Genomic DNA, 21,868 nt, shown 5'->3' with positions numbered 1-21,868 from the left:
GATGTGCCCAATGACGACTACCAGCCAGCCGGTTCCCGACCTCTCCGCAATCCATGAATTCCTGCTGTGCCCCACGCCGGACGCCTGGGTGCAGGCGGCGTTGGCGGAGCCGGAGCTGATGCTGGTGGATCACGCCAACTGCGAGAAGAAGGCGGCGGGCACCGCGCTGAACCTGATGTTCCGCTACCTGGATAACTTCGACCTGCTGAACAAGATGTCCCGCCTGGCGCGGGAGGAGCTGCGCCACTTCGAACAGGTGCTGGCGATCATGCAGAAGCGCGGCATCGCGTACCCGCACGTCAGTGCGTCCCGCTACGCCGCCGGCCTGCGGGAGCAGGTGCGCAGCGCCGAGCCCGGCCGGCTGGTGGATACGCTGATCTGCGGCGCGATCATCGAGGCGCGTTCATGCGAGCGCTTCGCCCGTATCGCCCCCCAGCTCGATGAGGAGTTGCAGAAGTTCTACCTCTCCCTGCTCAGGTCGGAGGCCCGTCATTTCCGCGATTACCTGACGCTCGCCCGGAATGCTGCGGGCGAGGATATCTCGGGCCGGGTGCGCGAGTTGCTCGAGGTCGAGCGGTCGCTGGTGGAGTCGGCTGATGGTGAGTTCCGCTTCCACAGTGGTGTGCCGGCAAAAAGCTAGCGGGCCTTGTCCAGTTTGCGCAGCTGCTCAGCGAACTCGTGCAGTTCGAACGCGTTGCGGTAGTCCACCGTGTATTTGTTGTGGAAGAAGATGGTGAGCCGGACTTTAGCCGAGCTGATGAAGACTGTGTAGCCGTCGAAATCGGTGCTGGCCGTCAGGCCCTGGTAGTGCCAGCCGTCATCCCTTTTCTCACCTTCCCTCGTGATTCGGTCGAAGGCCCGCAGTGCCTGCCTGACGTCTATTTTATGTTCCTGCTCCACAGGGATTCCCGCCATCGTTTGCGCTAAGCTTAGTTGGCTCGCGACGTCGTGCAGTAACAGTGCAAGACGGACCGCCAAACCCCAAGCATGTCAGCTTAGCCTACATGACTCAACTGGACGAAAGAATAACGACACCGGAGCGCAACACGCGTTTGTTCGACGCGCTCGCCTATGCGGGAGTCGTGCCGTTCATTCTCGGTATCTACATGGAATTCTCGCGTGTGGAACTGCTCGGCGTGGACGGGCGCCTGCTGTTCAGCGCCTATAGTGCCTGCATCCTGAGTTTCCTGTGCGGCATCTGGTGGGGCGGGGCACTTAACCGGGCCAGTCACCCGCACCGGATGGCGCTGGCCCTGTTGAGCAACCTGGTCTGTCTCGGTGCCTGGGTGGGCCTGATGTTGTATCGGCTCCCTTGGGGAATGCTGTTGCTGACGCTTGGTTTTGCCTTTACGCGCTGGGCCGAGGCTCGACTGAATCCCAACCTGCCCGGGCTGTACGATTACTTTCGCACACGCAGCAGGGTCAGCTATATCGTAATTGCCTGCCACCTGGTCATGCTGGGCGCAGTGCTGGTGCGCACCGGGTGACACTGCACGGCAGGGAAATTTCGTTAACAGGAGGCAAATATGGGCCACGCTCTCTCCCGACAGGCGCTGGAACAGCTCTTTACCGAGGCGCGCACGCACAGCCACTGGCTCGACAGGCAGGTGAGCGATGACACGCTGAACAGGCTCTATGACCTGATGAAAATGGGTCCCACGAGTGCCAACTGCTGTCCGGCGCGCATCCTGTTTTTGCGCAGCAAGGAGGCCAAGGAGCGACTGCGGCCGGCACTGAACGAGGGCAATGTCCAGAAAACCATGGCGGCACCGGTAACGGCCATCATCGCCTACGACCTGCGGTTTTACGATTACCTGCCCAGGCTGTTCCCCCATGCCCCGGCGAAGGAATGGTATGAGGACAACACCGAGCTGGCAGCGGCTACGGCATTCCGCAACGGGTCGCTGCAGGGTGGCTATTTTATTCTCGCCGCGCGCGCCCTGGGGCTGGATTGCGGCCCCATGTCGGGTTTTGACAATGAGCAGGTGGATCGCGAATTCTTCCGGGAAGCCAGTGAGGGCGACTCTTTCCAGCAGGAGCATTGTCCCGAGAGCCATATCCGCTCGAACTTCCTGTGCAACCTGGGATACGGGAACCCCGAATTGCTGCACCCGCGTAGCCCCAGGTTTGAGTTCGAAGAGGTCTGCAAGATTCTGTAGCCGGCAGGAAGCGGGGGAACTGCGCCCGGCCTATAGCGCGGGCTTGAGCACCATCAGGAATACTATCGCAATCATCAGCGGTAGCGCCGCCGCCCCCAGCAGGCACCAGTAAAGCGCCAGCCGTTGCGTTGCGGCACCAGGGCGTGGTCCCGACTCAGAACCCTGTTTTTCACGGCCTGCGGAGTCTAATCGCGCGCGCAGCTTATATTGGATTCCGAGCACGGGCAGCCACAGGCAGAACACCAGCGCGGTAAGTAGCACGGAGGCGCGCAGCCAGCCCGCGTCCAGCAGGGTGGGGCTGGCAAAGACCATGCCCCCGGCACTGAACAGTAGCAGCGCGATGGCTATGGAGGTGAAAACCCAGTCGGCGAGAACTGTCTCGGCGCTCACCCACCGCATGATATGTACGTCGTCGCTAAGCCAGCCGCGCAGTGCGTACCAGGCGATGCCGACCCCGGTGCCGAATACCACCATGGCACTGAGCACGTGCAGGGCCTTGAACAGCAGATAGGCGGTCATGACTGCAGGGCGGGCATAAGCGGCGTTCCGCTGCTGGTATCAATCCTTTCACAGGCGCTGATGATCGAAAACCGGTTCATCTCCAGCAGGATCTCACGCAGGTCCAGCAGTTCCCAGCAGGCCCGGGCCCCCGGAGCCTGGTAGTTTCCGTCGAGTATTTTCCTGGCCAGGGCGGCGGCCGGGGCGGCCGGTATCCAGGGGCCGTCGCCGTTGAGCCCGAGAACCTGCCAGCGATAGCCCAGCGGCCTGCCGTCGCGGTCGCGTCCGCCGATATGGATCTGCATGCCGCCGTGGGCGGAGCCACCCGGCCAGCGCGCCGCCAGCCGGTGTCCCAGCCGGGCAAGCCACGGTTGCGTGGCGGGGAGGTTGTGCCTTGCCAGGCGGGCGCAGGCTGCCAACCCCAGTTGCAGGGTGCGGGGTTCGACCCCGGTGCCGAAGCGGGCGTGGCGCAGGTCGGGCAGGGCACGCGGCCACAACTCCAGGTCGGGCACGTCGAAATTGCACACCCAGCGCGTGCCCACCGGGTGGGCCAGGCGTGTCTTGCGCAACTGGTCGCCGGTGTAGGTCTCGCGCCACTCGCCGGCGCGCAGGATCGGGAATTCGCGGCCGAGGGACTCGAATCCGGCCCGGACGGTGGCCAGCCCCCGGGCGATGCGGTGGGCCGGGGCGATATCGATCTCGACCGCATCTATTCCGCCGAATTCCGTGCGCAGTTCCCTCAATACGGCGGAGCTGAGGCCGGGCACGGAGCTGGCGCCGGAAACCAGTGTCACCCCGGCGCGTTCCGCCTCGGCGGACAGGCGATGGAAGTCACAGACAAAGCGGCGGTCATCGCTGATATCGATATAGGGGATGCCGGACCGGATACAGGCTTCCGCCACGTGGTAATCCTGGCCCTGGAAGGGGCCCGCGCAATGGATCAGCAGGTCCAGGTGCAGGGCCTTGAGCTGGGCGGGGAGGTTGACCGAATCCCGCTCCAGCCTGAGGCCTTCCGCGAGACCGGGGAGGGAGGAGGCAAAGCTCTCGGCCCTGGAGCGATTGTGCCCGGCAATAATCAGCTGAATATCATCGCGATCGGCCAGGAGCTGCGCGATCCGCGAGCCAAAAGTGCCATAGCCGCCGAGAATCAGTACGCGTTTGCTGAGATTTCTGACCAAACTGCCGCTCCTTGTACCCCCTGCCATGCCACCGGCCCTCACTTCCATTCCGTCAAGGACCTTTCCGGGGCATTCAATTTATCCCCTCCGGCAGATCATGCTATGTCCCAGTCGATGAGTTCAAGGGAATTCTTGTCCGCCCGGACACACCAGGCTTTTTCCCCCCAGTCGCCCAGCACGATACGCCTGGCAGGATCGCCGTCGATATCGAGAGTGTGGGTTGCCGGGCGGTGGGTGTGGCCGTGAATAAGGGTGCGGACACCGTGCTTACGCATGACCGCCTCCACCTCGGCGGGTGTCACGTCCATGATGTCTTCGGCCTTGCGGCTGTTCATGCTTTTGGACACTGCACGGATCTGGTCGGCGATCTGGCGCCGCTCTGCCAGCGGTTTGGCCAGCAGGGCTTCCTGCCAGTTGGGGTCCCGGGCCTGGCGGCGGAATGCCATGTATTCCTCGTCCCGGGTGCAGAGGCTGTCACCGTGCATCAGCAGAACCCGCTGCCCGGCGAGGGTAACCAGGCTCGGGTCTGGTAACAGGATGGCACCGGCGCGGTGGGCGAATTCCTCGCCCAGCAGGAAGTCACGGTTGCCGTGCATCAGGTACAGCTCGGCGCCGGTGCCGCTGTAGCGGCTGAGTTCGGTGGCCACCTCGCCGGCCAGCGACGAGTCATCGTCGTCGCCGACCCACACCTCGAAAAAGTCGCCGAGAATGTAGAGGGCCTCGGCGCCGGCGGCGCGGCCGCGCAGGAAGTCGAAGAACGCCCGGGTGATCGCCGGGCGGCTCTCATCCAGGTGCAGGTCTGAGATCAGGTAGCTGGGCAAGGCGGGTCTTCCTGTCTGCTTTTCTTCTTGGCGTATTTACTGGTCGGCGTGTTTACTTGCCGGAGTAATCGTCGGAGATGGTGACCCCGGTGATCTCGATGCTCTCCAGCGGCACGTCCTGGTGGAAGCCCCTGCTGCCGGTCTTGACGCTTTTGATCTTGTTCACTACGTCCATGCCGTCGACGACCTTGCCGAACACGCAGTAGCCCCAGCCCTGCGGATCCTTGCCGCGGTGGTTGAGGAAATCGTTGTCATTGACGTTGATGAAGAACTGGGAGCTGGCAGAGTGCGGGTCCATGGTGCGCGCCATCGCCAGGGTGCCGGTGTCGTTCTTGAGGCCGTTGTCCGCCTCGTTCTCGATGGGCTCACGGGTGGGCTTCTGCTCCATATCAGGGGTCATGCCACCGCCCTGGACCATGAAGTTATCGATCACCCGGTGGAAAATGGTGCCGGTGTAAAAGTCGTCACGGCAGTACTGCAGGAAGTTGGCTGCGGTCTTCGGCGCCTTGTCGAAGTCGAGCTCAATAGCGATATCGCCGTGGGTGGTGTGCAGGGTGATCATAAAACATCCTAATCGGGGTGAACTTGGGGCGGCATGATACCGTGTCGCCCATGGCAGTAAAACGGCAATTCCACGCCGGCATCCCCGCTGGGTGAAAAATGTCCAGCTGCCGGCGGCAAGGGGGTTGAAAAGGGACACGGTGTCGAAAAATCAACCAGTCACGGGCCGGTATTCCCGCCGCCAACTACGCTATAATCCGCCGCTTACGTTCGCACAGTGGTAAGAGAAGACTATGACATCCGAGAGCAAGCCCGCTCACTTTCTGCAGAACATCATCCGCGAAGACCTGGCCGAGGGCAGGGTATCCCAGGTGGCCACGCGCTTCCCGCCGGAGCCCAACGGGTACCTGCATATCGGGCACGCCAAGTCCATCTGCCTTAACTTCGGCCTGGCCGAAGAGTTCGGCGGTACGTGCAACCTGCGTTTTGACGACACCAACCCGGCGAAGGAAGAGGAAGAGTACGTCGCTTCCATCAAGCGGGATGTGGAATGGCTCGGCTTCGAGTGGGCCGACGGCGTCAAGTACACCTCGGACTATTTCGACCAGCTGCACGACTGGGCGCTGCACCTGATCCGCGAGGGCAAGGCCTATGTGGACCACCTGACCCCGGAGCAGGCCCGCGAATACCGCGGCACCCTCACCGAGCCGGGTCGCAACAGCCCTTACCGCGACCGGAGCGTGGAGGAAAACCTGGCGCTGTTCGAACAGATGAAAAACGGCGAGATGGAAGAGGGCGAGTGCAGCCTGCGGGCCAAGATCGACATGGCCGCGCCCAATATCAACCTGCGCGACCCGGTCATCTACCGCATCAAGAAGATGGCTCACCACCAGACCGGCGACAAATGGTGCATCTACCCGAGCTACGACTTCGCCCACGGCCAGTCCGACGCCATCGAGGGGATCACACACTCCATCTGTACCCTGGAGTTCGAGGACCACAAGCCGTTGTATGACTGGTTTATCGAGAACCTGCCGGTGCCGGCGCGCCCGCGCCAGTATGAGTTTGCGCGGTTGAACCTGAATTACACCGTGGTCTCCAAGCGCAAGCTGAAGCAGCTGGTGGACGAGGGCCACGTGGACGGCTGGGATGACCCGCGCATGCCGACCCTGTCCGGCCAGCGCCGTCGCGGCGTGACCCCGGCCGCGATCCGCAATTTCTGCGAGATGATCGGCGTCACCCGCTCCGATTCCGTGGTGGACGTGGGTATGCTGGAGTACTGCATTCGCGACGACCTGGACAAGAACGCCCCCCGTGCCATGTGCGTGCTGGAGCCCCTCAAGGTTACCCTGACCAACTACCCGGAGGGCCAGGTGGAGACCCTGTCCGCGCCAGGCCACCCGGTGCGCGATGACCTCCCCACCAGGGAGCTGCCCTTCAGTCGCACGCTGTATATCGAGAAAGAGGACTTCCGCGAGGAGGCCAACAAGAAATACAAGCGGCTGGTGCTGGGCAAGAAAGTCCGCCTGCGCAACGCCTATGTGATCCAGGCCGAGGAAGTCATAAAGGACGACAGTGGCGAGATCGTCGAGGTACGGTGCTCCGTTGACCTGGATACCCTGGGCGTGGACCCGGCCGACGGCGTCAAGCCCAAGGGCGTGATCCACTGGGTCTCTGCGGACCGCAGCGTGGACTGCGAGGTACGCCTCTACGACCGCCTGTTCGAGGACCCGGCACCGGCCTCCGGTGGCAAGAATTTCCTCGAGCATGTGAACCCGGACAACCTCAAGGTATTGAGTGGCTGCAAGGCGGAAATCGGCCTGGCCGGCGCCGCGCCGGAGCAGGGTTACCAGTTCGAGCGCCAGGGCTACTTCTGCCGTGACAACAAGTACGGCAGCGCGGACCGGCCGGTGTTCAACCGCACCATCGGCCTGCGTGACAGCTGGGCCAAGGAACAGAACAAGTAGGCAGCACACTGCGGCGGATCGCTGATTCGCCATCCCGGCGCAGGCCGGGATCCAGTGTTCACCGAGTGCGCCGGATGTTGTGAAAGTCGGTGCGAATCAAGATTCAGGCATTTAAGGAAGTCATGGCCTTACAGCTCTACAACACTTTCTCGGGACAGAAAGAACCCTTCAAGCCGCTGGTAGAGGACCGCGTGCGCATGTATGTGTGCGGCCCCACGGTCTACAACCGCGTGCATATCGGTAACGCGCGCCCGGCAGTGGTGTTCGATACGCTATACCGCCTGCTCAAGCGGGAGTTCGGCGATGTGGTCTACGCCCGCAATATCACTGATATTGACGACAAGATCATGAAGGCCGCCCGCGACCAGGACGAGGATATCGGGGTGCTGTCGGCGCGTTTTTCGCAGGCGTATTTCGAGGACATGGCCGCGCTCAACAACCTGGAGCCGGATATCATCCCCTACGCCACCCAGCACGTGCCGGAAATGATCGACATGATCGAGGCGCTGCTGGACAAGGGCCACGCCTATGCCGCCGAGGGGCATGTCCTGTTTGCCGTGGATTCCATGCCCGATTACGGCAGGCTGTCCAAGCGTTCGCTGGATGACATGCTGGCCGGCGCCCGGGTGGAGGTGGCCCCTTACAAGAAGTACGCCGGGGACTTCGTGCTCTGGAAGCCCTCCAAGGGGGACGAGCCTGGGTGGGACAGCCCCTGGGGCCGTGGCCGGCCCGGCTGGCACCTGGAGTGCTCGGCAATGATCAAGAAGCACCTGGGTGACACCATCGACATCCACGGCGGTGGTCGCGACCTGACCTTTCCTCACCACGAGAACGAGCGGGCCCAGAGCTGCTGCGCCAATGGCACAGATTTCGTGCGCTACTGGATGCACAACGGCTACGTCAATATCGAAGGCGAGAAGATGTCCAAGTCCCTGGGCAACTTCCGCATGGTCAATGACCTGCTGCAGCAGTACCCGGGGGAAGTCTTGCGCTTTGCCCTGTTGTCGGCGCACTATCGCTCTGAGCTGAACTTCAGTGCGGACCTGCTGGACCAGGCCTGGCGGAGCCTGGATACGCTCTACGGTTTCCTGCGCGACAGCGAGTCGGTAGTGGCAGCGGAGGACGCCGCCCAGGACGAGGCCTTTATGGCCGCACTGCACGACGACCTGAACACCCCGGTGGCCATTGGCGAGCTACACCGCATTGCCCGCGAGCTTAACAAGGCAGCGGCAGGCGACAAGCCGCAACACAAGGCGGCGCTGCTGGCCGGCGGGAATATGTTGGGCATCCTGCAGCAGGACCCGGAAACCTGGTTCAAACAGGCGCGCGGGGGGGAATCAATCTCCGAAGATGAGATCGAAGCACTGATCGCCGAGCGCCAGCAGAGCAAGAAGGACAAGAACTACGCCCGTGCCGATGAGATCCGTGAGGAGCTCAAGGCCAAGGGCGTGGTGCTGGAGGATTCCCGCGAGGGAACCAAGTGGCGGCGGGAATAACTGCCCCGACGATATGACGGGCAGCAGGCCCATGACCCGGATAACCAGAAAAGCAAAGGAAACAGACCATGAAAAAAGTATTTACCTTCACCATGTCAGCCATCGCACTGGTCGCCCTGACCGCCTGTGAGCCCGAGCGCGGCTCGGATGCCTGGTGCAAGAAGATGGACGGTGTTCCCAAGGGCGAATGGACCCTGCAGGATGCCGGTGACTACACCAAGTACTGTGTCCTGAACCAGAAGCCCGGCGAAGAGCAGGACAACCGTTAACCGGACCTGCCAGCGTTGTTTTTCGATGAACCCTACCAGCACTTCTTCCGCCCGCTCACCGGCAAGTACCGGGAGCAGGTGGTGGAGTGCCTGCGCCTGCTGTACGAGCGCCTGTATACTGCCAAGGCGGATTATGGCGAATCGCTCGGGCGCGAGCAGATCCTGGAGATTTTCTCCGAGGCGCTGACGCGCGCACCCAATCTTGCCGCCGGCAACGATGAGCAGCCGGAACCCGCCGTCGAGGGAGCGCCTGCGGCCGACGGGACACTTCCGGCTGACCGGGAAATCCGTTTCCGCAACCTGCGAGAGCAGTCGATCTGGGTATTGAACAGCCTGGTCGAGTACGGCTGGCTGGAGAAACTGGTCGACAGCGCGACACTCTCGGTTTCCTATCCCTTCAGCCGTCGCGGCCGCCTGTTTACCCAGCCGTTGATCGAACTCAACAGCACCCGGGTGCGGACGCGTCACCGCAATACCCGCAACACGCTCAATTCCCTGGAGGCCTTCGCCTCGCGCGGCGAGGTCTACGACCTGATCGATGCCTGGGAATATTCCGAGCGCATCGTTGCCGACTTCACGGACATGATCGCCGAGCTGGAAGAGCGCAAGCGGGAGCTGGTACGGGAGGTCGAGGCACAGATACTGGTGCAGCAGGCCACCGATGAGTTCTTCAACTTTATGGAGAGCCGCTTCCAGCCGGATCTCGCCATCCGCCTGTCTGCCGACAGCGTGGAGAAGCACCGCGATGCCATCGACCGCGTCATTGGCCAGATCCGGCGCAAGAAGAACACACAGAAAGCTGACTGGGAACGGCGCCTGCGCCAGCTCCTGCCGGAGCTGGTGGTGGAGGGCCACTCGATCCTGTGGATGATGCTCGACACCATCGAGGACCGTATGCGCCGCGCCTGCGAGGTCAAGCTGCCGGCCCTGCGCCAGGCACTGCACGGTTTCACCAAGCGCGCCGAGATCATTATCCGCCAGCTCAGTTACCTGCAGAGCAGCAGCGAGGGCACTTTTTCGGAGCTGTGCCAGGACCTGGGCAGTGCCGACGACCGCGGTGAGTTGCTCGAGCGGCTGGGGGAGCAGGTTTCCACTTTCCAGCTGCGCCTATTCGACCCGAAACAGGTGCAGTTGTGGCAGCGCAGCCGCCGGCAGCCGGTCAACACGCGGGTGGAGGAGAGTGCCCCACTGGAGGCGGATAACCGCCGGGCCATCCTGTTGCAGCAACTGCTGGACCAGGCCTTCAATTTCAATAGCAGCGACCTGCGGGACTACCTGCACAAGGCACTCGGTCGCGGCCAGCGGGTCAGCAGCCAGGACCTGCCGCTGGAAGACGCGCGCGACCTGCTCGCCATGAGCCACGCGCTGGAGGCGGCCGCGGTCAACCAGGGCGGCGAGGCGCCGGCATTGCGGGTGCAGTTTACCGGTGAGGTGGCCAGTAACGACTACTTCGCCCAATTTGACGAATACTATCTCGAGCTGAACGAAAGTGATTGAACAGGCTTTGGAAGAGGCGCTCGCCCAGTGCCGCGTGACCCGCGGTGAGTTTTCCGAACTGCTGGTGCGCCTGCTGGACTATGGCGTAATCTGCCGTGACGAGAGCAATGTGGAAACCCTGCTTTACGATCGCTTCCAGCGCTGTGAGCAGCTGGTGCGCGAATGGCTGCAGCCGCTGGGTGTGCGACTGCAGCATGATGCGCGCTTTCGCTTTATCCGCGTCTACCCGCCCGGGGCGGAAGTGCCGGGCATGCCGGACCAGGAGGAGCCTCACCACGGCGGGTTCCGCGCACGCCTGTCGCAACAGGAGGTGGCGGCCATTCTCGTGCTGCGGGTTGAGTACGACAAGTGCCTCCGCGAGGGGCAGGTGGACGAGCAGGGCTGTGTGGCACTCTCACTCGAAGCGCTGGAGCTGGGCCTGCGCAACCTGCTGAAAATGTCCCTGCCGGAGAAACTGGCTGAGCGGAAACAGATCCTGAAAAAACTGCGCCAGCTGCGCCTTATCCAGTTTGCCGGCGAGGACAGCGAAGCCGTTACCGACACCCTGTTGCGCGTCAGGCCCACCATCGCCCAGTTCGTCACCGAGGCCACGCTGCAGCAGCTGCTGGACCGGCAGCCTGGCGAAAGCGATGATGCAGTAGATGGGGAAGAGCGGCTGACACCGGAGAGCGAGGACCACAGCCTTTTCACGGAAACCAAAGCATAAAGAGCCTACGAACTGTAGGAGCGGCCGCTGGCCGCGACCGGGGGAGCGCAGAGCTGCAGCCCGGAAATCGCGGCCAGCGGCCGCTCCTACAGGCACCAATCAGCATTAACGGCACGACCAGCAACTGGCGCCAGATAAAAATATGTTCCTGAAAAAACTGATCCTGATCAACTGGGGCAATATTCCCCAGCTGGAATACGACTTCGGCCCCATCAACCTGTTTTCGGGCGGCAACGGTTCCGGCAAGACCACCGCGGCGGATGCCATCCAGACATTGATGACGGCTGCGCACGACACCCTGTTTACCTTCAATCCCGGCCAGGACGAAACCACCCAGCGAGGCCGTGGTGGCAAGCAGGTGCGCACCCTGGCGTCCTACGTGCTCGGCTGCGATGACGGCAGCTATGCTCGCCTGCAGCCCACTGACTGCTATATCGCGGGGGTATTCTTTCCGACCGAAGGCGAGGACGGGGAACCCTTCACCGCGGTGATGGGGATCCGCGCGCACCTGGATACCAGTAGTAAACCGGCCCAGGCGCGACAGGACGCGCTGAAATTTTTCGTGATTCCCGGCGAACAGTTGTCGATCAAGGACCTGGTCAGGGAATACCGGGACGGCAAGCACCTGTTGCCGCTGGACAAGTTTTACAGTGTAGCCAGCAAGCAGTTCGAGAAGGTCGAGCAGTACGACAAGAAAAAGGCCTACCTGCGCCGCCTTTACGGTGCACTGCGGGGGCGCCGGGACGCGGTTCCGGATCGCGAGGCGATGCACGCGGCACGCACCTTCTCGAACTTCATGGCCTACAAGCCGGTCAAGAGCATCAACGACTTTGTGGCCCAGGAGGTGCTGGAAAAGCGCGACCTGGGCGACGCCATCCGCTCCGTGTCCGAGCTGATGAAAACCATTCACGGGATGGAGCAGGAGGCGAGGGAGATCATCGAGCGCGTCGACTCCCTGCAACGTATTGCCGAATCTGCTGACCTTTACACCGAACAGTGGCGGCAGCTGCGGGTACAGGAATACCTGCAGGCCAGGCACCAGCAGCTGCAGGTGCAGAAGACCTACCTGGAAGGCAAGAACCGGCAGCAGGAGGCGCGCGCCGAGCTGGAGCGTACCGGTCGCGAGATCCAGTTGTCGGAGCAGCGCAACCGCGAGCTGAACGAACAGCTGGTGTCGGTGCAGGCGCAGCGGCAGGGTATCGCTTCACTGCGCACCAAGGATGAACTGGATCGCAATATCACCAACGCCAACCGCGCCCTTGCGGCCCTGGCCAACCCGCTCTCCGCACAGTACAAGGCTTTCTCTGCCAATCGCTCGGCGGCGGAGGATCTGCTTGAACTGCTCAACAATACATCCGTGGGGGCTGAAATCCCGGCCTTCTCGGATCGTGCCCTGACCAGGTCGATCAAGGCGGCGGCGCGGGCGGAGGATTTGCCGGACCTGCAGAAGCTGCTGGGCCACGACTGGATCGACCTCTCCGCCCAGGAATCCCTGCGCGAACAGGTAGCCGCGGCGGAGTCACTGCAGAACAGGCTGGCGGAGCAACTGGGCGACCCCGGCTCCGGCGCCGGCACCCTCCGTGAGCAGGTGGCAGAGCTGGTATCCCGGGGTGAGCTGCGCGTGCAGCAGCTACAGAAGCAACTCCACCAGCAGGAGAGCCGTATCCATCACCTGCAGTCCAACCGCGTGCGCTATCCGCAGTCGGTGGAGCAGGCGCTGGCCGCGATCCGTGAGCAGTGCCCGCAGGCGGAGCCGCAGGTGCTGTGTGATTTCGTCGAAGTGCTTGATGAATCCTGGCAGATGGCGGTGGAGGGCTACCTGGGCGGTGCGCGCTTTTCGATTATCGTGGAGCCGGCCTACGAGGCGGAGGCAATCCGCATCGTGCGCGCGATGGCGGGGCGCAACAATCGCGCCCGCGTGATCCAGGGCGAGAAGGCACGGCGGGACGCGGAGCGCATGGAGCTGCCGGCGAAATCGATCCTGGAATTAATGTCCTTCTCCCACAAGACCGCCGAGTACTACCTGCGTGCGTCCTACGGCTCCGTGTTGCAGGTGCGGGACGCAGAGGAGTTGCGTACCACCCGGCGCGGCCTGACCGCCGAGGGGCTCGCCAGCGGTAGCTACAGCATGTGGCGCTGCGATATCGACGAGGCCGACCTGGTGTTCGGCCAGGGTGCGCGCGCCCGGGCACTGGCGGCCCAGCAGCAGGCGCTGGAACAGCTGCTGCTGGAGGCGTCACAGGTCAATGACCACCAGCGACAGCTGCGCCGGGTCGGCGATGCGGTTCGTACCCTTGCACCCCTGCGGTTGCTGGAATCTGTCGACGCGGCGCTGTCCGCCCAGCGGGAACTGCGCAGCGCCGAGCAGGCGCTGGCCAACCTGGACCTGGACGATGGTATCGAGCTGGAGCGCCAGGCGTCGGAGCTGCACGACAAGCTGGAAGCCGAACGCGAGAACCAGGCCGGCCTGCAGAAGCAGGCCGGCAAGCTGGAACGGGACCTGGAGCATATCGACAAGCAGCTCAAGGGTCTCGCTACTCAGCTGGACGCGCTGGAGGAAACCCAGGCGGATTGCGAGGCAGCGGTACAGCGCATCGTGCAGATCAACCCGGATTTCGATGCGGAAACCACACTGCAGAACGCCGACGAGCAGGCGGCGCAGGCCAGCGGTAGCTTCGATTTCTCCCGGGATATCGAGGAGTGGCAGGGGCTGCTGCAGAAGTACCAGAGCCAGTTGCTGGGCGGCGTAAAGGATTACAACAGTAGTTGCAGTACCGGGGATACCCTTGCCTACGATCCGGACTTTGCCGCTGGCCACAACGAGGGCCAGTTCAAGTTGGTGTGCCAGCTGGTCGAGCAGGTGGCCGCCCTGCGCAATCGCCTGAAGAACAACCTGCTGGTGGATCGCCACGAGCAGCTCACCGGCCTGAAGAAATCCTTCAACACCACCTTCGTAACGCACCTGTGCCACGCCATCTACCAGTCCATTAACGACGGCAAGCGGGTGCTGGATGACCTGAACCGGGAACTGGAGCACCACCGTTTCGGTGCCGACCGTGAGCGGTTTCGCTTTGCCTATCGCTGGGTGCCGGAATTCCGCGAATACTGGAATTTCTTCAAGGCGGTTATCGAGCTGCCCAACCTGGGCGAGGAAGAGAGCCTGTTCGACGCGCAGCTCAGCGCGGAGCAGGCCAGGGTGCGCGACAGGTTGCTGAACATGCTGCTTAGCGAAGACGAGCAGCTGGCGCGGCGGGAACTGGAGCGCATCAGCGACTACCGCAATTACCGCAATTACGAGATCTACAAGGAGCCGGAGGGCAAGGAGCCGATCGCGCTCAGCCAGTACGGCACCGGCTCCGGCGGCCAGCTGGAGACGCCGGCCTATATTATCCGTTCGGCCGCGGTTACCTCAGCCTTCCGTTTCAACGAGGGTGCCACCCACCTGCAGATGGTGCTGGTGGACGAGGCCTTCTCGAAGATGGACGAATCCCGCTCGCGGGAGGTGATACGCTACCTGACCGAGACCCTGGGCCTGCAGCTCCTGTTTATCATGCCGTCGAGCAAGTCCGGGCCCTTCATGGACCTGATTTCCAACCAGTTTGTGTTCAGCAAGTGCCCGAGCGCGACGCCCATCGGCGAACTCAACACCCGCGTCTACGTGGACCGCAAGGTCTGCAATCGCGACCGTATCGCCGAGCTATGGGCCAACCACCGCCGCACCATCCGACAGCAGGCGTCGCTGGAATTCATGGAGCTGGTGGACTAGGTTCCCGGTATGTGGCGGTGCAGGGCAGGGACTTGCCTGTGCGACGAAGACAATGCCGGTGCAGGCTGCTGACCGGGCCGGCACTGTCGCCACAATCAGAAGAGGGAAGACGACAGGGAGGAGACAATGTCGATCCGAATCCCCGAACTGGCCGCTGCCAACCCGGTGATCATGGGGCTGCTGGAGTATGTGCTGGAACGGCGCGACCGGCAGATTCTGGCCGGCGAGGAAAAGCCCATCGCCCTGACCCTGGACCCGGGCAATGCACCCCGCGACCTCCGCGCTGTCCTGGCGCCATTCAACGACCCGCTCTATGACGACGGCGAACTCTGGGAGGAACTGCAGTGGCTGGCCAATGACTACCGTTGTTTCTCGATCAAACCGGCGAAACGGCCCGGAACAGGCCGTGGCGCCTGGGAGGGCGCGCGGCTGTACTTCGACGACCGGCGCGAGCAGCTGGTGCGAGAGTGGCTCGATCGTCCCCGCCCGGTGCGGGTGGACCCCGCGTGGCAGCGGGCACTGACGGCGTTGGCGGGCCGCTTCGAGTGTCCTCAAGCCTTTCCACCCGGGGGACTGCAGCTGGACCCCGGGTTCGAAAGTTATGACCAGCTGCTGGAGTGCTGGGCGGCTGTGGGAGAGGAACTGGCTCAGGACCGCCAGCCCACCTGGCGCCAGCTGTCGGCGCGCTCCTTTCTCGGCGACTCCAAGTACCTGGATGCAGAACACCGGCAGGCGCTGGTGCGGATGCTGTTCCCCGGCCGAAGCGACCGTGTCCGGGAGCGCCCGATCCTGATGCACCTGTACCTGCCGGAAGAGTGGCGGGAGGTATTGTTGGTCGAGAACCAGGACTCTTTCCTGGCCATTGCCGACTGCCGGCCGGAAACGATGGCGCTGGTTTATATCGAGGGTTACCGCGGTGGTGCCGCGCGGGTGCGGGCGCCCGGGGTGGTGCGTTTCGGAACGCTCAACGAGGCATCGCTCGAATTGCGGCGGGATTTCCTGCAATGGTGGCAGGGCCAGTCTTCCCGTGACCTGCCGGCTCACTTCTGGGGTGACCTGGATTATGAGGGCATGCATATCGCCGCTGCGCTTAAACGCAGCTTCGCCTCCCTGGATTGCTGGCGGCCGGGTTACGAGCGGTTGCTGGCCCGACTACAGGGTGGCGGCGGGCACCCGCCGGAGCTAGCGGGAAAGGCCCGGCAGCGGAGCCTGGGGCAGACCGGGTGCCCTTATGCGGATGAGTACCTGATCCCTGCGCTCGAGCGCGAGGGTGCCTGTGTGGACCAGGAGGCATTATCCGGGCGGGAATTACATTCGCTGGTGGCTGCAGGCCAGTGACGGGCTGAAAGCCTGCTCTGGTCGCGCCAATATCTGGATTGTCTTTGCGTTCCGGTCACAGATGGCGGCGCCTGGAAGTTGCGTTACATGAGGGACTTCGCAGAAGATGGCCCCGAGGTATATGCATACTACGGACAGATGTTTGAAAAGGGACTTTTAGGGGGCTTCCATGCGTTATTTTCCGATCCTGATGATGTTTGTGCTGGCCTTCGGCGGTGCGGCAGTGTTTTACGAAAAAGAGAGTCGCAAGATCAAGGGCGTACATTCGCAGATCACCGACCTGCAGGCAAAGGTCGGAGACCTGCAGGCCGAGGTCAACAGGCTGAGCAGTGAACTGGCGGCCGCGAAGGCCTCGGACCGCCGGCGCCCCAGCCTCAGGTCGATCACCAGGGCCGGGGCCAGGCCGACCGAGCCGGCCGGCGGTGCCGGGCAGCGTGAGGCCGGTCGCAACACCGATCGCGGCCTGGTGGCTTCCGATGTGACTTCTTCCGGGCCCGCGATCCGCCGCGGGGAGGAAGAGGATGAGTGGAGTCGGCCCACCGTCGATGCGGAGCGCTACCGTCCTGGGAGCGAAGAGGACGCTTCGCAAGAGCCGGTCGAGGACCCCTACCAGTAACTATTAGTAACTACCTGACAGTAACTGCCTGGCAGTAACTACCCGGGCCGTGGGGCATTGAATCTCGCCGCCCCGCCCCAAGATAGAGGCACAGCGAGGCGCTGGTATGTCGTGGGTCGGCTGCCCGCAGACAGTGCCTCACCATATTTTCCGCGCGAGGTTTACCCCATGCCGCCCAGCGAGTTTTATTCTTCCCTTTGTGCCCAGCTGGAGGGCCTGCTCTCCGGCGAGCGTGACTGGCTCGCCAATACCGCCAACGCAAGTGCGCTCCTGTTCATGGAGCTGCCCGATATCAACTGGGCCGGCTTTTACTTCCTGCACGGTGACGAATTGCGTGTGGGCCCCTTCCAGGGCAAGCCCGCCTGCACCCGAATCCCGGTGGGGGCAGGGGTCTGTGGTACCGCAGTGGCGACGGGCGAGGCGCAACTGGTGGAAGATGTGCACGCATTCCCGGGCCATATTGCCTGCGATGCCGTGTCTGCCTCGGAAGTGGTGATTCCCCTCTATAACGGCGATCGCTGTATCGGCGTGCTGGATATCGACAGCCCCACGAAGGGCCGATTCAGCGCGGACGACCTGGCGGGGCTGCGGCAGTTTGCCGCGGCCCTGCTGGAAAATTCGGAGCTACCCGCGGGCTGATGGGGCTGGTATGGGAGCGGTGCGTGGGTGGCCGGCGCTACCAGGTGCGCCGCCACGGCGCCAGTGTGCGTCTCTATACCGACGGCGTCTTCCACAGCCAGTGGAATTCCCGTGATCCCCTCAGAGGCTCCCTGTGGGAGCTGTTGCTGCTACCGGCATTCTTCCGTGACAGCAGTGAAATTCGCCGGGTCCTCGTACTGGGTGTGGGGGGCGGCGCAGTGATTCGCCTTCTGCAACGTTACGTCGGCCCTGAACAGATCACCGGCGTCGACCTGGACCCGGTGCACCTGGAGGTGGCGCGATCACATTTTGGCGCCGGAGGGGCAGGGCTCGTTTGCGAGGATGCCGCGGCGTTTGTCTCGCGCGCCCTGCAAAACGGGGCAGGGGATTACGACCTGATAGTCGACGACCTGTTCGGGGAGGTCGGCGGCGAGGCCCAGCGGACAGTTTCGGCAAGCCCGGACTGGTGCCGACAGCTGCTGAGGCTTCTGAGCCCCCGTGGGCTGGTGGTGGCGAATTTCGGCAGCCGCCGGGAGATGCTCGCGAGTGGCTGGCGCTCGGCGGAAGTCAGTGGGCAGCTGTGGGGTGGCTGGAGCGCCGAGCTGCCGGGTTATGAAAACTGTATATTGGCGACTAGCCGGTCTCCGCTATCGCAACGGCAGTTGCACACCCACGCTCCGTCCCAGATCAACCCGTCCAGCAATGCCTGCCGGTTGGCGTGCCGCCTGAGGCGACTGCGCTAGCCCGGACCCTCTCGCTCATTTCGATTCCTCTGTCCTGGGACCGGCGACCTGTGACCCGTGGCGCCTTTTCATACTGACTGTCTATACTCATAACAAAGTGGTCAGTCTATCCGGGGTCGGTGCATGCGTTACAAAACCGTAGAGGACGTAATCCAGGAGGGCAGGGATTTTCACAAGCAGTTAGCCCGGCAGTATGGGGAGTACGAGCAGCTGGCGGGAGACCGCCGGGTCGTGCTGCTGCTGGACCAGCTGAAGCGGCGGGAAAAGGAAATGATGCACACCCTGGAGCACTTTCTCGCCGACGTCTCCCCGGGTGCCCTCCACACCTGGGTGCAGTTTGCACCGGAGGGCAGGGAACCGGAGTTCCTGCAGCGACTGCGCAATATCGACCTGAAGGACGCGGATGGCATTGCCAAGCTGGCGCTGGACATAGACATGTACCTGGCCGACCAGTACCGCGACCTGCTACAGGGTGCGGACACGCCCTCGGCCCGGGATGCCTTCCTGAGATTGCTGGAGCTTGAAGAGCTCGATGAGCACCACCTCTCGATGAACCTCTATAACCTGCGCGACTACTGAAGCCCGTTCCAGGTGCAGCGGTCCAGCGACCCGGTCAGCGACACAGCCTGAAGGTGCTGAATCCGTCGCGCCTTTCCAGTGGCTGGATATCTGTGAAAAGGGGTTCTGCTTTCCGCGCGAGCGGAATGAACTCATTCACCACGAACAGGGCTGTTCCACCTGGCCGCAAGAGCCGCGCGGCGTTTTCCAGGAACCTGTCGGTGAGATCTCCCTCGACCTGGAAACCCTGGTGGAACGGCGGATTGCAGATAAGCAGGTCGGCGATATTGGCTCCGAGCTCGCGTCCCGCGTCTGACGGCGTAACCACGCCGGTGATTTCCCGCTCGCGAAAATTGCGCTCACAGGCCAGCAGGGCAGCCGCGTTATTGTCGGTGGCAGTAAAGTGGAAGGTGCCATGCCGGGCGAGCTCCGCGCTGAGATAACCGTAGCCGCAGCCCAGGTCCACCACGTTCGCTCCTGGAGGAGGGAGGTGTTCCGCAAACCGGTCCGCCAGCAGTGCGCTGCCGCGATCGATTTTGTTCCAGCCAAACAGACCGGGCTTGCTGTACAGGCCACCCAGCGCGTCGAGCGGCCGCAGGCGGGTGTAATCCTGGTCATCGAGCCGTTGCCCGTCACTCTCGTGAAAGACCACCTGGCAGCTGTATTCAAGTCCATGTTTGACCAGGTTTTTATCCCCTCCGAGCCTGGCCGCCGCCTTGGCGGCATAGGTCTTGATGCCGCTTTGCTTGCCGCCGAGCAGCGCGAGTTCACCGCCCGCGCCGAGAACCTCCGGTGTCGAGTTGATGACATGGTGGACGATTGCCTTTTCCTTGGACACCGGGAAGACAATACGGCGATAGCGCCGCTCCAGTTCCGCGAACCGGAAGTCGCTGAAGAAACTGTGGTGGCAGCGTCCGTCGGCGAAATGGGCAATGTCCCAGCGATTCGTAATCAGGTCGCCGTCGAAGCGAAAGCCGGCCTGTAGCAGGGCTTTGCTGTTCTCCTCGGCAATCCACAGTGTCTCGCGCGGGTTTTCTTGCAGTAACTGTTGGAGCAGGTGGGGCATCTGGAATTGGCGTCTTTGTATCCGCGGGGATTACTGGACCGAGGCTATTTCGTCGGGGGTGAGGGGGCGGTAATTCCCCTCCTCGAGGTCCTCATCGAGAATGATATCGCCAATCCGTTCCCGGTGCAGTTCCAGGACCCGGTTACCAAGTGCACCGAACATGCGTTTCACCTGGTGATAGCGCCCTTCATTCAGCGTGACGCGGACCTCGTTGGCAAAAAGGATCTCGAGCACTGCCGGGCGGGTGCGTTTCTTTTCACTGTCGAGCCACAGCCCCTTGGCAAATTTGTCTACCGCGCTGTCGTCGACCCGCTCTGCCAGGTGGGCATAGTAGGTCTTGTCACAGTGATGGCGGGGTGAGGTCACCTTGTGGGACCACTGGCCGTCGTCGGTAAGCAGGACCAGTCCGGTGGTGTCTACGTCGAGGCGCCCGGCGATGTGCAGCTGGTGCTTGTTGGGCTCGTCGATGAGGTCGAGTACCGTTGGGTGTTCACTGTCTTTGGTCGCGCATACATAGCCGAGGGGCTTGTTCAGCATGAAATAGCGTGGGCCCGGCTCTTCCAGTGGTTCACTGTCCAGGCATATTTCGTCGGTGGGAAGGACCTTTGTACTCGGGTCGGAAACCGGGGCTCCGTTCACCGTGATGCGTCCGGCACGGGCGGCCCGCTTTACTTCGGCGCGGGACAGGTCGGTGACCTGGCTGACGGCTTTGTCTAGGCGCATGGGGTCCTCTTGCTGCCTTTTCCCCGGGAGCAGGGAGAAATATTGGTTCGTGAAACGGTGGCCCGCCGTCCACCGTGGAATAAGAGCCTGGCGGGCGGGCGCCGGCCCGGTGAGTATCCAGGCCGGCTGGTGGTGTTAGGAAGCGATCTTGCGCTCCCCGGAATCGACCGACTGGTAGATGAGGGTATTGATAGTCATTGGCCCCACCCCACCGGGCACGGGGGTGTACGCGGTGACGCGGTCCACCAGCGGCGCAAGCTCGATATCCCCGACGCCGCCAGGGTGGTAACCGGCATCCACGACCACCGCACCGTCCTTGATCCAGTTCGCCTTGATGAACTCCGGGCGGCCGACGGCGCCAACCACTATATCGGCGCGGCTGATATGGTCAGCCAGGTCGCGGGTGCGGGAGTGGCAGGTGGTAACGGTCGCGTTGGCGTTGAGCAGCATCGCAGCCATGGGCTTGCCCAGGATGGGGCTGCGGCCCACCACTACCGCATGCTTGCCCGCGATCTCAATATTGTAGGCTTCGAGCAGCCGCATGATGCCCTTGGGTGTGGCGCAGCCGTAAGCTTCCTCACCCATGGCCATGCGACCGAAGCCCAGGCAGGTAACCCCATCCACATCTTTGTCGAGGCGAATCGCATCAAAGCAGGCGCGCTCGTCGATCTGTTCCGGCACCGGGTGCTGCAGCAGGATCCCGTGCACGTTGGGGTTGGCATTCAGCTCTTCGATCTTGGCCAGCAGCTGCTCGGTAGTGGTGGAAGAGGGCAGTTCTACCTGCATGGAATCCATGCCGATCCGGTGGCAGGCATTCCCCTTCATTTTTACGTAAGTTGCAGAGGCAGGGTCGTCGCCCACCAGGATCGTGGCCAGGATCGGGGTCTGCCCGCCGCTCTTCTCCTTCAGTGCCGCTACGCGGGCAGACAGTTCCTCTTCCGTTTTCTTGGCCAGGGCCTTGCCGTCCAGAACCAGTGCTGACATAAGGTAATCTCGACTCTTTCATCTATCCAGTAGGGGACTTCACTTTGGGCGTCCCCGGGGAAATCACTCCCGGCGACCGCAACTGCCCGTCAGGAGTTGCCCGCGGACCGGGTTCGGGGCGGGCTATTTTCGCACAGGCCGGGAATAATTTCCCTATCCGGTCACTGGTGTGGTCGCTGCGGGTAAACTTCTGCAAAAAGAATAGCTTAGCGCCGTTGACTCCCCCGGGGGGTGTCAGTATTATGCGCGCTCTCGCAGGGTAGGCGGCAGCTGACCGGCGGGACTGCGGGGCAGGTGCCCGGGCCCGAACAGCCTGCGAACAGGGCTGGCGCAAGCCCTAACC

The 21,868-nt window shown here is 62.9% G+C and carries 22 protein-coding genes; 14 read left to right on the top strand and 8 right to left on the bottom strand.

Features of this window, described 5'->3' with window-relative positions; genetic code table 11:
• Positions 1-10: 10 nt before the first annotated feature.
• Entirely contained in the window at positions 11-640 is a 630-nt protein-coding gene (locus BLT26_RS09485) for a MiaE family protein (RefSeq protein ID WP_091512651.1), read from the top strand.
• Here BLT26_RS09485 and BLT26_RS09480 read toward each other — a convergent pair.
• Positions 637-900, bottom strand: a complete 264-nt coding sequence (locus BLT26_RS09480) for a DUF3081 family protein (RefSeq protein ID WP_091512647.1) — start codon at positions 898-900, stop codon at positions 637-639. The two genes, BLT26_RS09485 and BLT26_RS09480, sit on opposite strands and share 4 nt — an antisense overlap.
• Positions 901-1,004: 104 nt before the next feature.
• Between BLT26_RS09480 and BLT26_RS09475 the strand changes: the two genes are divergently transcribed.
• Together BLT26_RS09475 and BLT26_RS09470 are read left to right on the top strand one after the other, a co-directional pair.
• Entirely contained in the window at positions 1,005-1,487 is a 483-nt protein-coding gene (locus tag BLT26_RS09475; RefSeq protein WP_091512644.1) for a DUF3429 domain-containing protein, read from the top strand.
• A gap of 39 nt (positions 1,488-1,526) precedes the next feature.
• The gene (locus BLT26_RS09470) at positions 1,527-2,159 is read left to right on the top strand and encodes a malonic semialdehyde reductase (protein ID WP_091512641.1); all 633 of its coding nucleotides are present in this window, start codon (positions 1,527-1,529) and stop codon (positions 2,157-2,159) included.
• 30 nt (positions 2,160-2,189) lie between these two features.
• Here BLT26_RS09470 and BLT26_RS09465 read toward each other — a convergent pair whose 3' ends face one another.
• The 4 genes from BLT26_RS09465 to BLT26_RS09450 form a co-directional block, all read right to left on the bottom strand.
• A complete protein-coding gene (locus BLT26_RS09465; protein WP_091512636.1) occupies positions 2,190-2,678 on the bottom strand; it encodes a DUF2269 family protein in 489 nt (162 codons plus the stop codon).
• A complete protein-coding gene (locus tag BLT26_RS09460) occupies positions 2,675-3,835 on the bottom strand; it encodes a saccharopine dehydrogenase family protein (RefSeq protein ID WP_175453073.1) in 1,161 nt (386 codons plus the stop codon). Before BLT26_RS09460 ends, BLT26_RS09465 begins: the two co-directional genes overlap by 4 nt.
• Before the next feature lie 95 nt (positions 3,836-3,930).
• The gene (gene lpxH / locus BLT26_RS09455) at positions 3,931-4,656 is read right to left on the bottom strand and encodes a UDP-2,3-diacylglucosamine diphosphatase (protein ID WP_091512630.1); all 726 of its coding nucleotides are present in this window, start codon (positions 4,654-4,656) and stop codon (positions 3,931-3,933) included.
• Positions 4,657-4,708: 52 nt separating this feature from the next.
• Complete coding sequence (locus BLT26_RS09450) at positions 4,709-5,218, bottom strand: peptidylprolyl isomerase (protein ID WP_091512626.1); 510 nt, start codon at positions 5,216-5,218, stop codon at positions 4,709-4,711.
• A gap of 232 nt (positions 5,219-5,450) precedes the next feature.
• On the opposite strand from BLT26_RS09450, the gene BLT26_RS09445 reads away from it, so the two are divergent.
• The 11 genes from BLT26_RS09445 to BLT26_RS09395 all read left to right on the top strand — a co-directional run bounded on the left by BLT26_RS09445 (position 5,451) and on the right by BLT26_RS09395 (position 18,773).
• The gene (locus BLT26_RS09445) at positions 5,451-7,124 is read left to right on the top strand and encodes a glutamine--tRNA ligase/YqeY domain fusion protein (RefSeq protein ID WP_091512623.1); all 1,674 of its coding nucleotides are present in this window, start codon (positions 5,451-5,453) and stop codon (positions 7,122-7,124) included.
• A 122-nt stretch (positions 7,125-7,246) separates the two neighbouring features.
• On the top strand, positions 7,247-8,620 hold the full coding sequence (cysS, locus tag BLT26_RS09440; RefSeq protein ID WP_091512619.1) for a cysteine--tRNA ligase: 1,374 nt from the start codon (positions 7,247-7,249) through the stop codon (positions 8,618-8,620).
• Between the two features lie 68 nt (positions 8,621-8,688).
• Positions 8,689-8,889 (top strand): DUF3012 domain-containing protein, encoded by a 201-nt coding sequence (locus BLT26_RS09435; protein WP_091512616.1) that lies wholly within the window; start codon positions 8,689-8,691, stop codon positions 8,887-8,889.
• Between the two features lie 15 nt (positions 8,890-8,904).
• Complete coding sequence (locus tag BLT26_RS09430; protein WP_091512608.1) at positions 8,905-10,386, top strand: Wadjet anti-phage system protein JetA family protein; 1,482 nt, start codon at positions 8,905-8,907, stop codon at positions 10,384-10,386.
• A complete protein-coding gene (locus BLT26_RS09425; protein WP_091512604.1) occupies positions 10,379-11,092 on the top strand; it encodes a DUF4194 domain-containing protein in 714 nt (237 codons plus the stop codon). The genes BLT26_RS09430 and BLT26_RS09425 overlap by 8 nt, the downstream gene beginning before the upstream one ends.
• Positions 11,093-11,234: 142 nt before the next feature.
• A complete protein-coding gene (locus BLT26_RS09420; RefSeq protein ID WP_091512601.1) occupies positions 11,235-14,858 on the top strand; it encodes an ATP-binding protein in 3,624 nt (1,207 codons plus the stop codon).
• A gap of 126 nt (positions 14,859-14,984) precedes the next feature.
• Positions 14,985-16,196, top strand: coding sequence for a Wadjet anti-phage system protein JetD domain-containing protein (locus tag BLT26_RS09415; protein WP_091512597.1), 1,212 nt, complete (start codon positions 14,985-14,987; stop codon positions 16,194-16,196).
• A gap of 169 nt (positions 16,197-16,365) precedes the next feature.
• Positions 16,366-16,812: a hypothetical protein gene (locus tag BLT26_RS09410; protein WP_091512594.1), complete on the top strand. Its 447-nt coding sequence runs from the start codon at positions 16,366-16,368 to the stop codon at positions 16,810-16,812.
• Between the two features lie 168 nt (positions 16,813-16,980).
• Positions 16,981-17,451, top strand: a complete 471-nt coding sequence (locus BLT26_RS09405) for a GAF domain-containing protein (RefSeq protein WP_091513369.1) — start codon at positions 16,981-16,983, stop codon at positions 17,449-17,451.
• Positions 17,451-18,194, top strand: coding sequence for a spermidine synthase (locus BLT26_RS09400; protein ID WP_091512590.1), 744 nt, complete (start codon positions 17,451-17,453; stop codon positions 18,192-18,194). Before BLT26_RS09405 ends, BLT26_RS09400 begins: the two co-directional genes overlap by 1 nt.
• 123 nt (positions 18,195-18,317) lie before the next feature.
• Positions 18,318-18,773: a hypothetical protein gene (locus BLT26_RS09395; RefSeq protein ID WP_091512588.1), complete on the top strand. Its 456-nt coding sequence runs from the start codon at positions 18,318-18,320 to the stop codon at positions 18,771-18,773.
• 34 nt (positions 18,774-18,807) lie between these two features.
• On the opposite strand, the gene BLT26_RS09390 is transcribed toward BLT26_RS09395, so the two are convergent.
• From BLT26_RS09390 to folD, 3 genes are all read right to left on the bottom strand, one after another.
• Positions 18,808-19,818: a class I SAM-dependent methyltransferase gene (locus BLT26_RS09390; RefSeq protein WP_091512584.1), complete on the bottom strand. Its 1,011-nt coding sequence runs from the start codon at positions 19,816-19,818 to the stop codon at positions 18,808-18,810.
• A gap of 30 nt (positions 19,819-19,848) precedes the next feature.
• On the bottom strand, positions 19,849-20,541 hold the full coding sequence (gene rsuA, locus BLT26_RS09385; RefSeq protein WP_091512581.1) for a 16S rRNA pseudouridine(516) synthase RsuA: 693 nt from the start codon (positions 20,539-20,541) through the stop codon (positions 19,849-19,851).
• A 135-nt stretch (positions 20,542-20,676) separates the two neighbouring features.
• Positions 20,677-21,525, bottom strand: a complete 849-nt coding sequence (folD, locus tag BLT26_RS09380; protein WP_091512578.1) for a bifunctional methylenetetrahydrofolate dehydrogenase/methenyltetrahydrofolate cyclohydrolase FolD — start codon at positions 21,523-21,525, stop codon at positions 20,677-20,679.
• Positions 21,526-21,868 lie beyond the last annotated feature (343 nt).

The sequence above is a fragment of the Microbulbifer yueqingensis genome (assembly GCF_900100355.1).
In the GTDB taxonomy this organism is placed as follows: domain Bacteria; phylum Pseudomonadota; class Gammaproteobacteria; order Pseudomonadales; family Cellvibrionaceae; genus Microbulbifer; species Microbulbifer yueqingensis.
The sequence above is the reverse complement of the archived record's forward strand: the minus strand, read 5'-3'. Positions and strand labels throughout refer to the sequence as shown.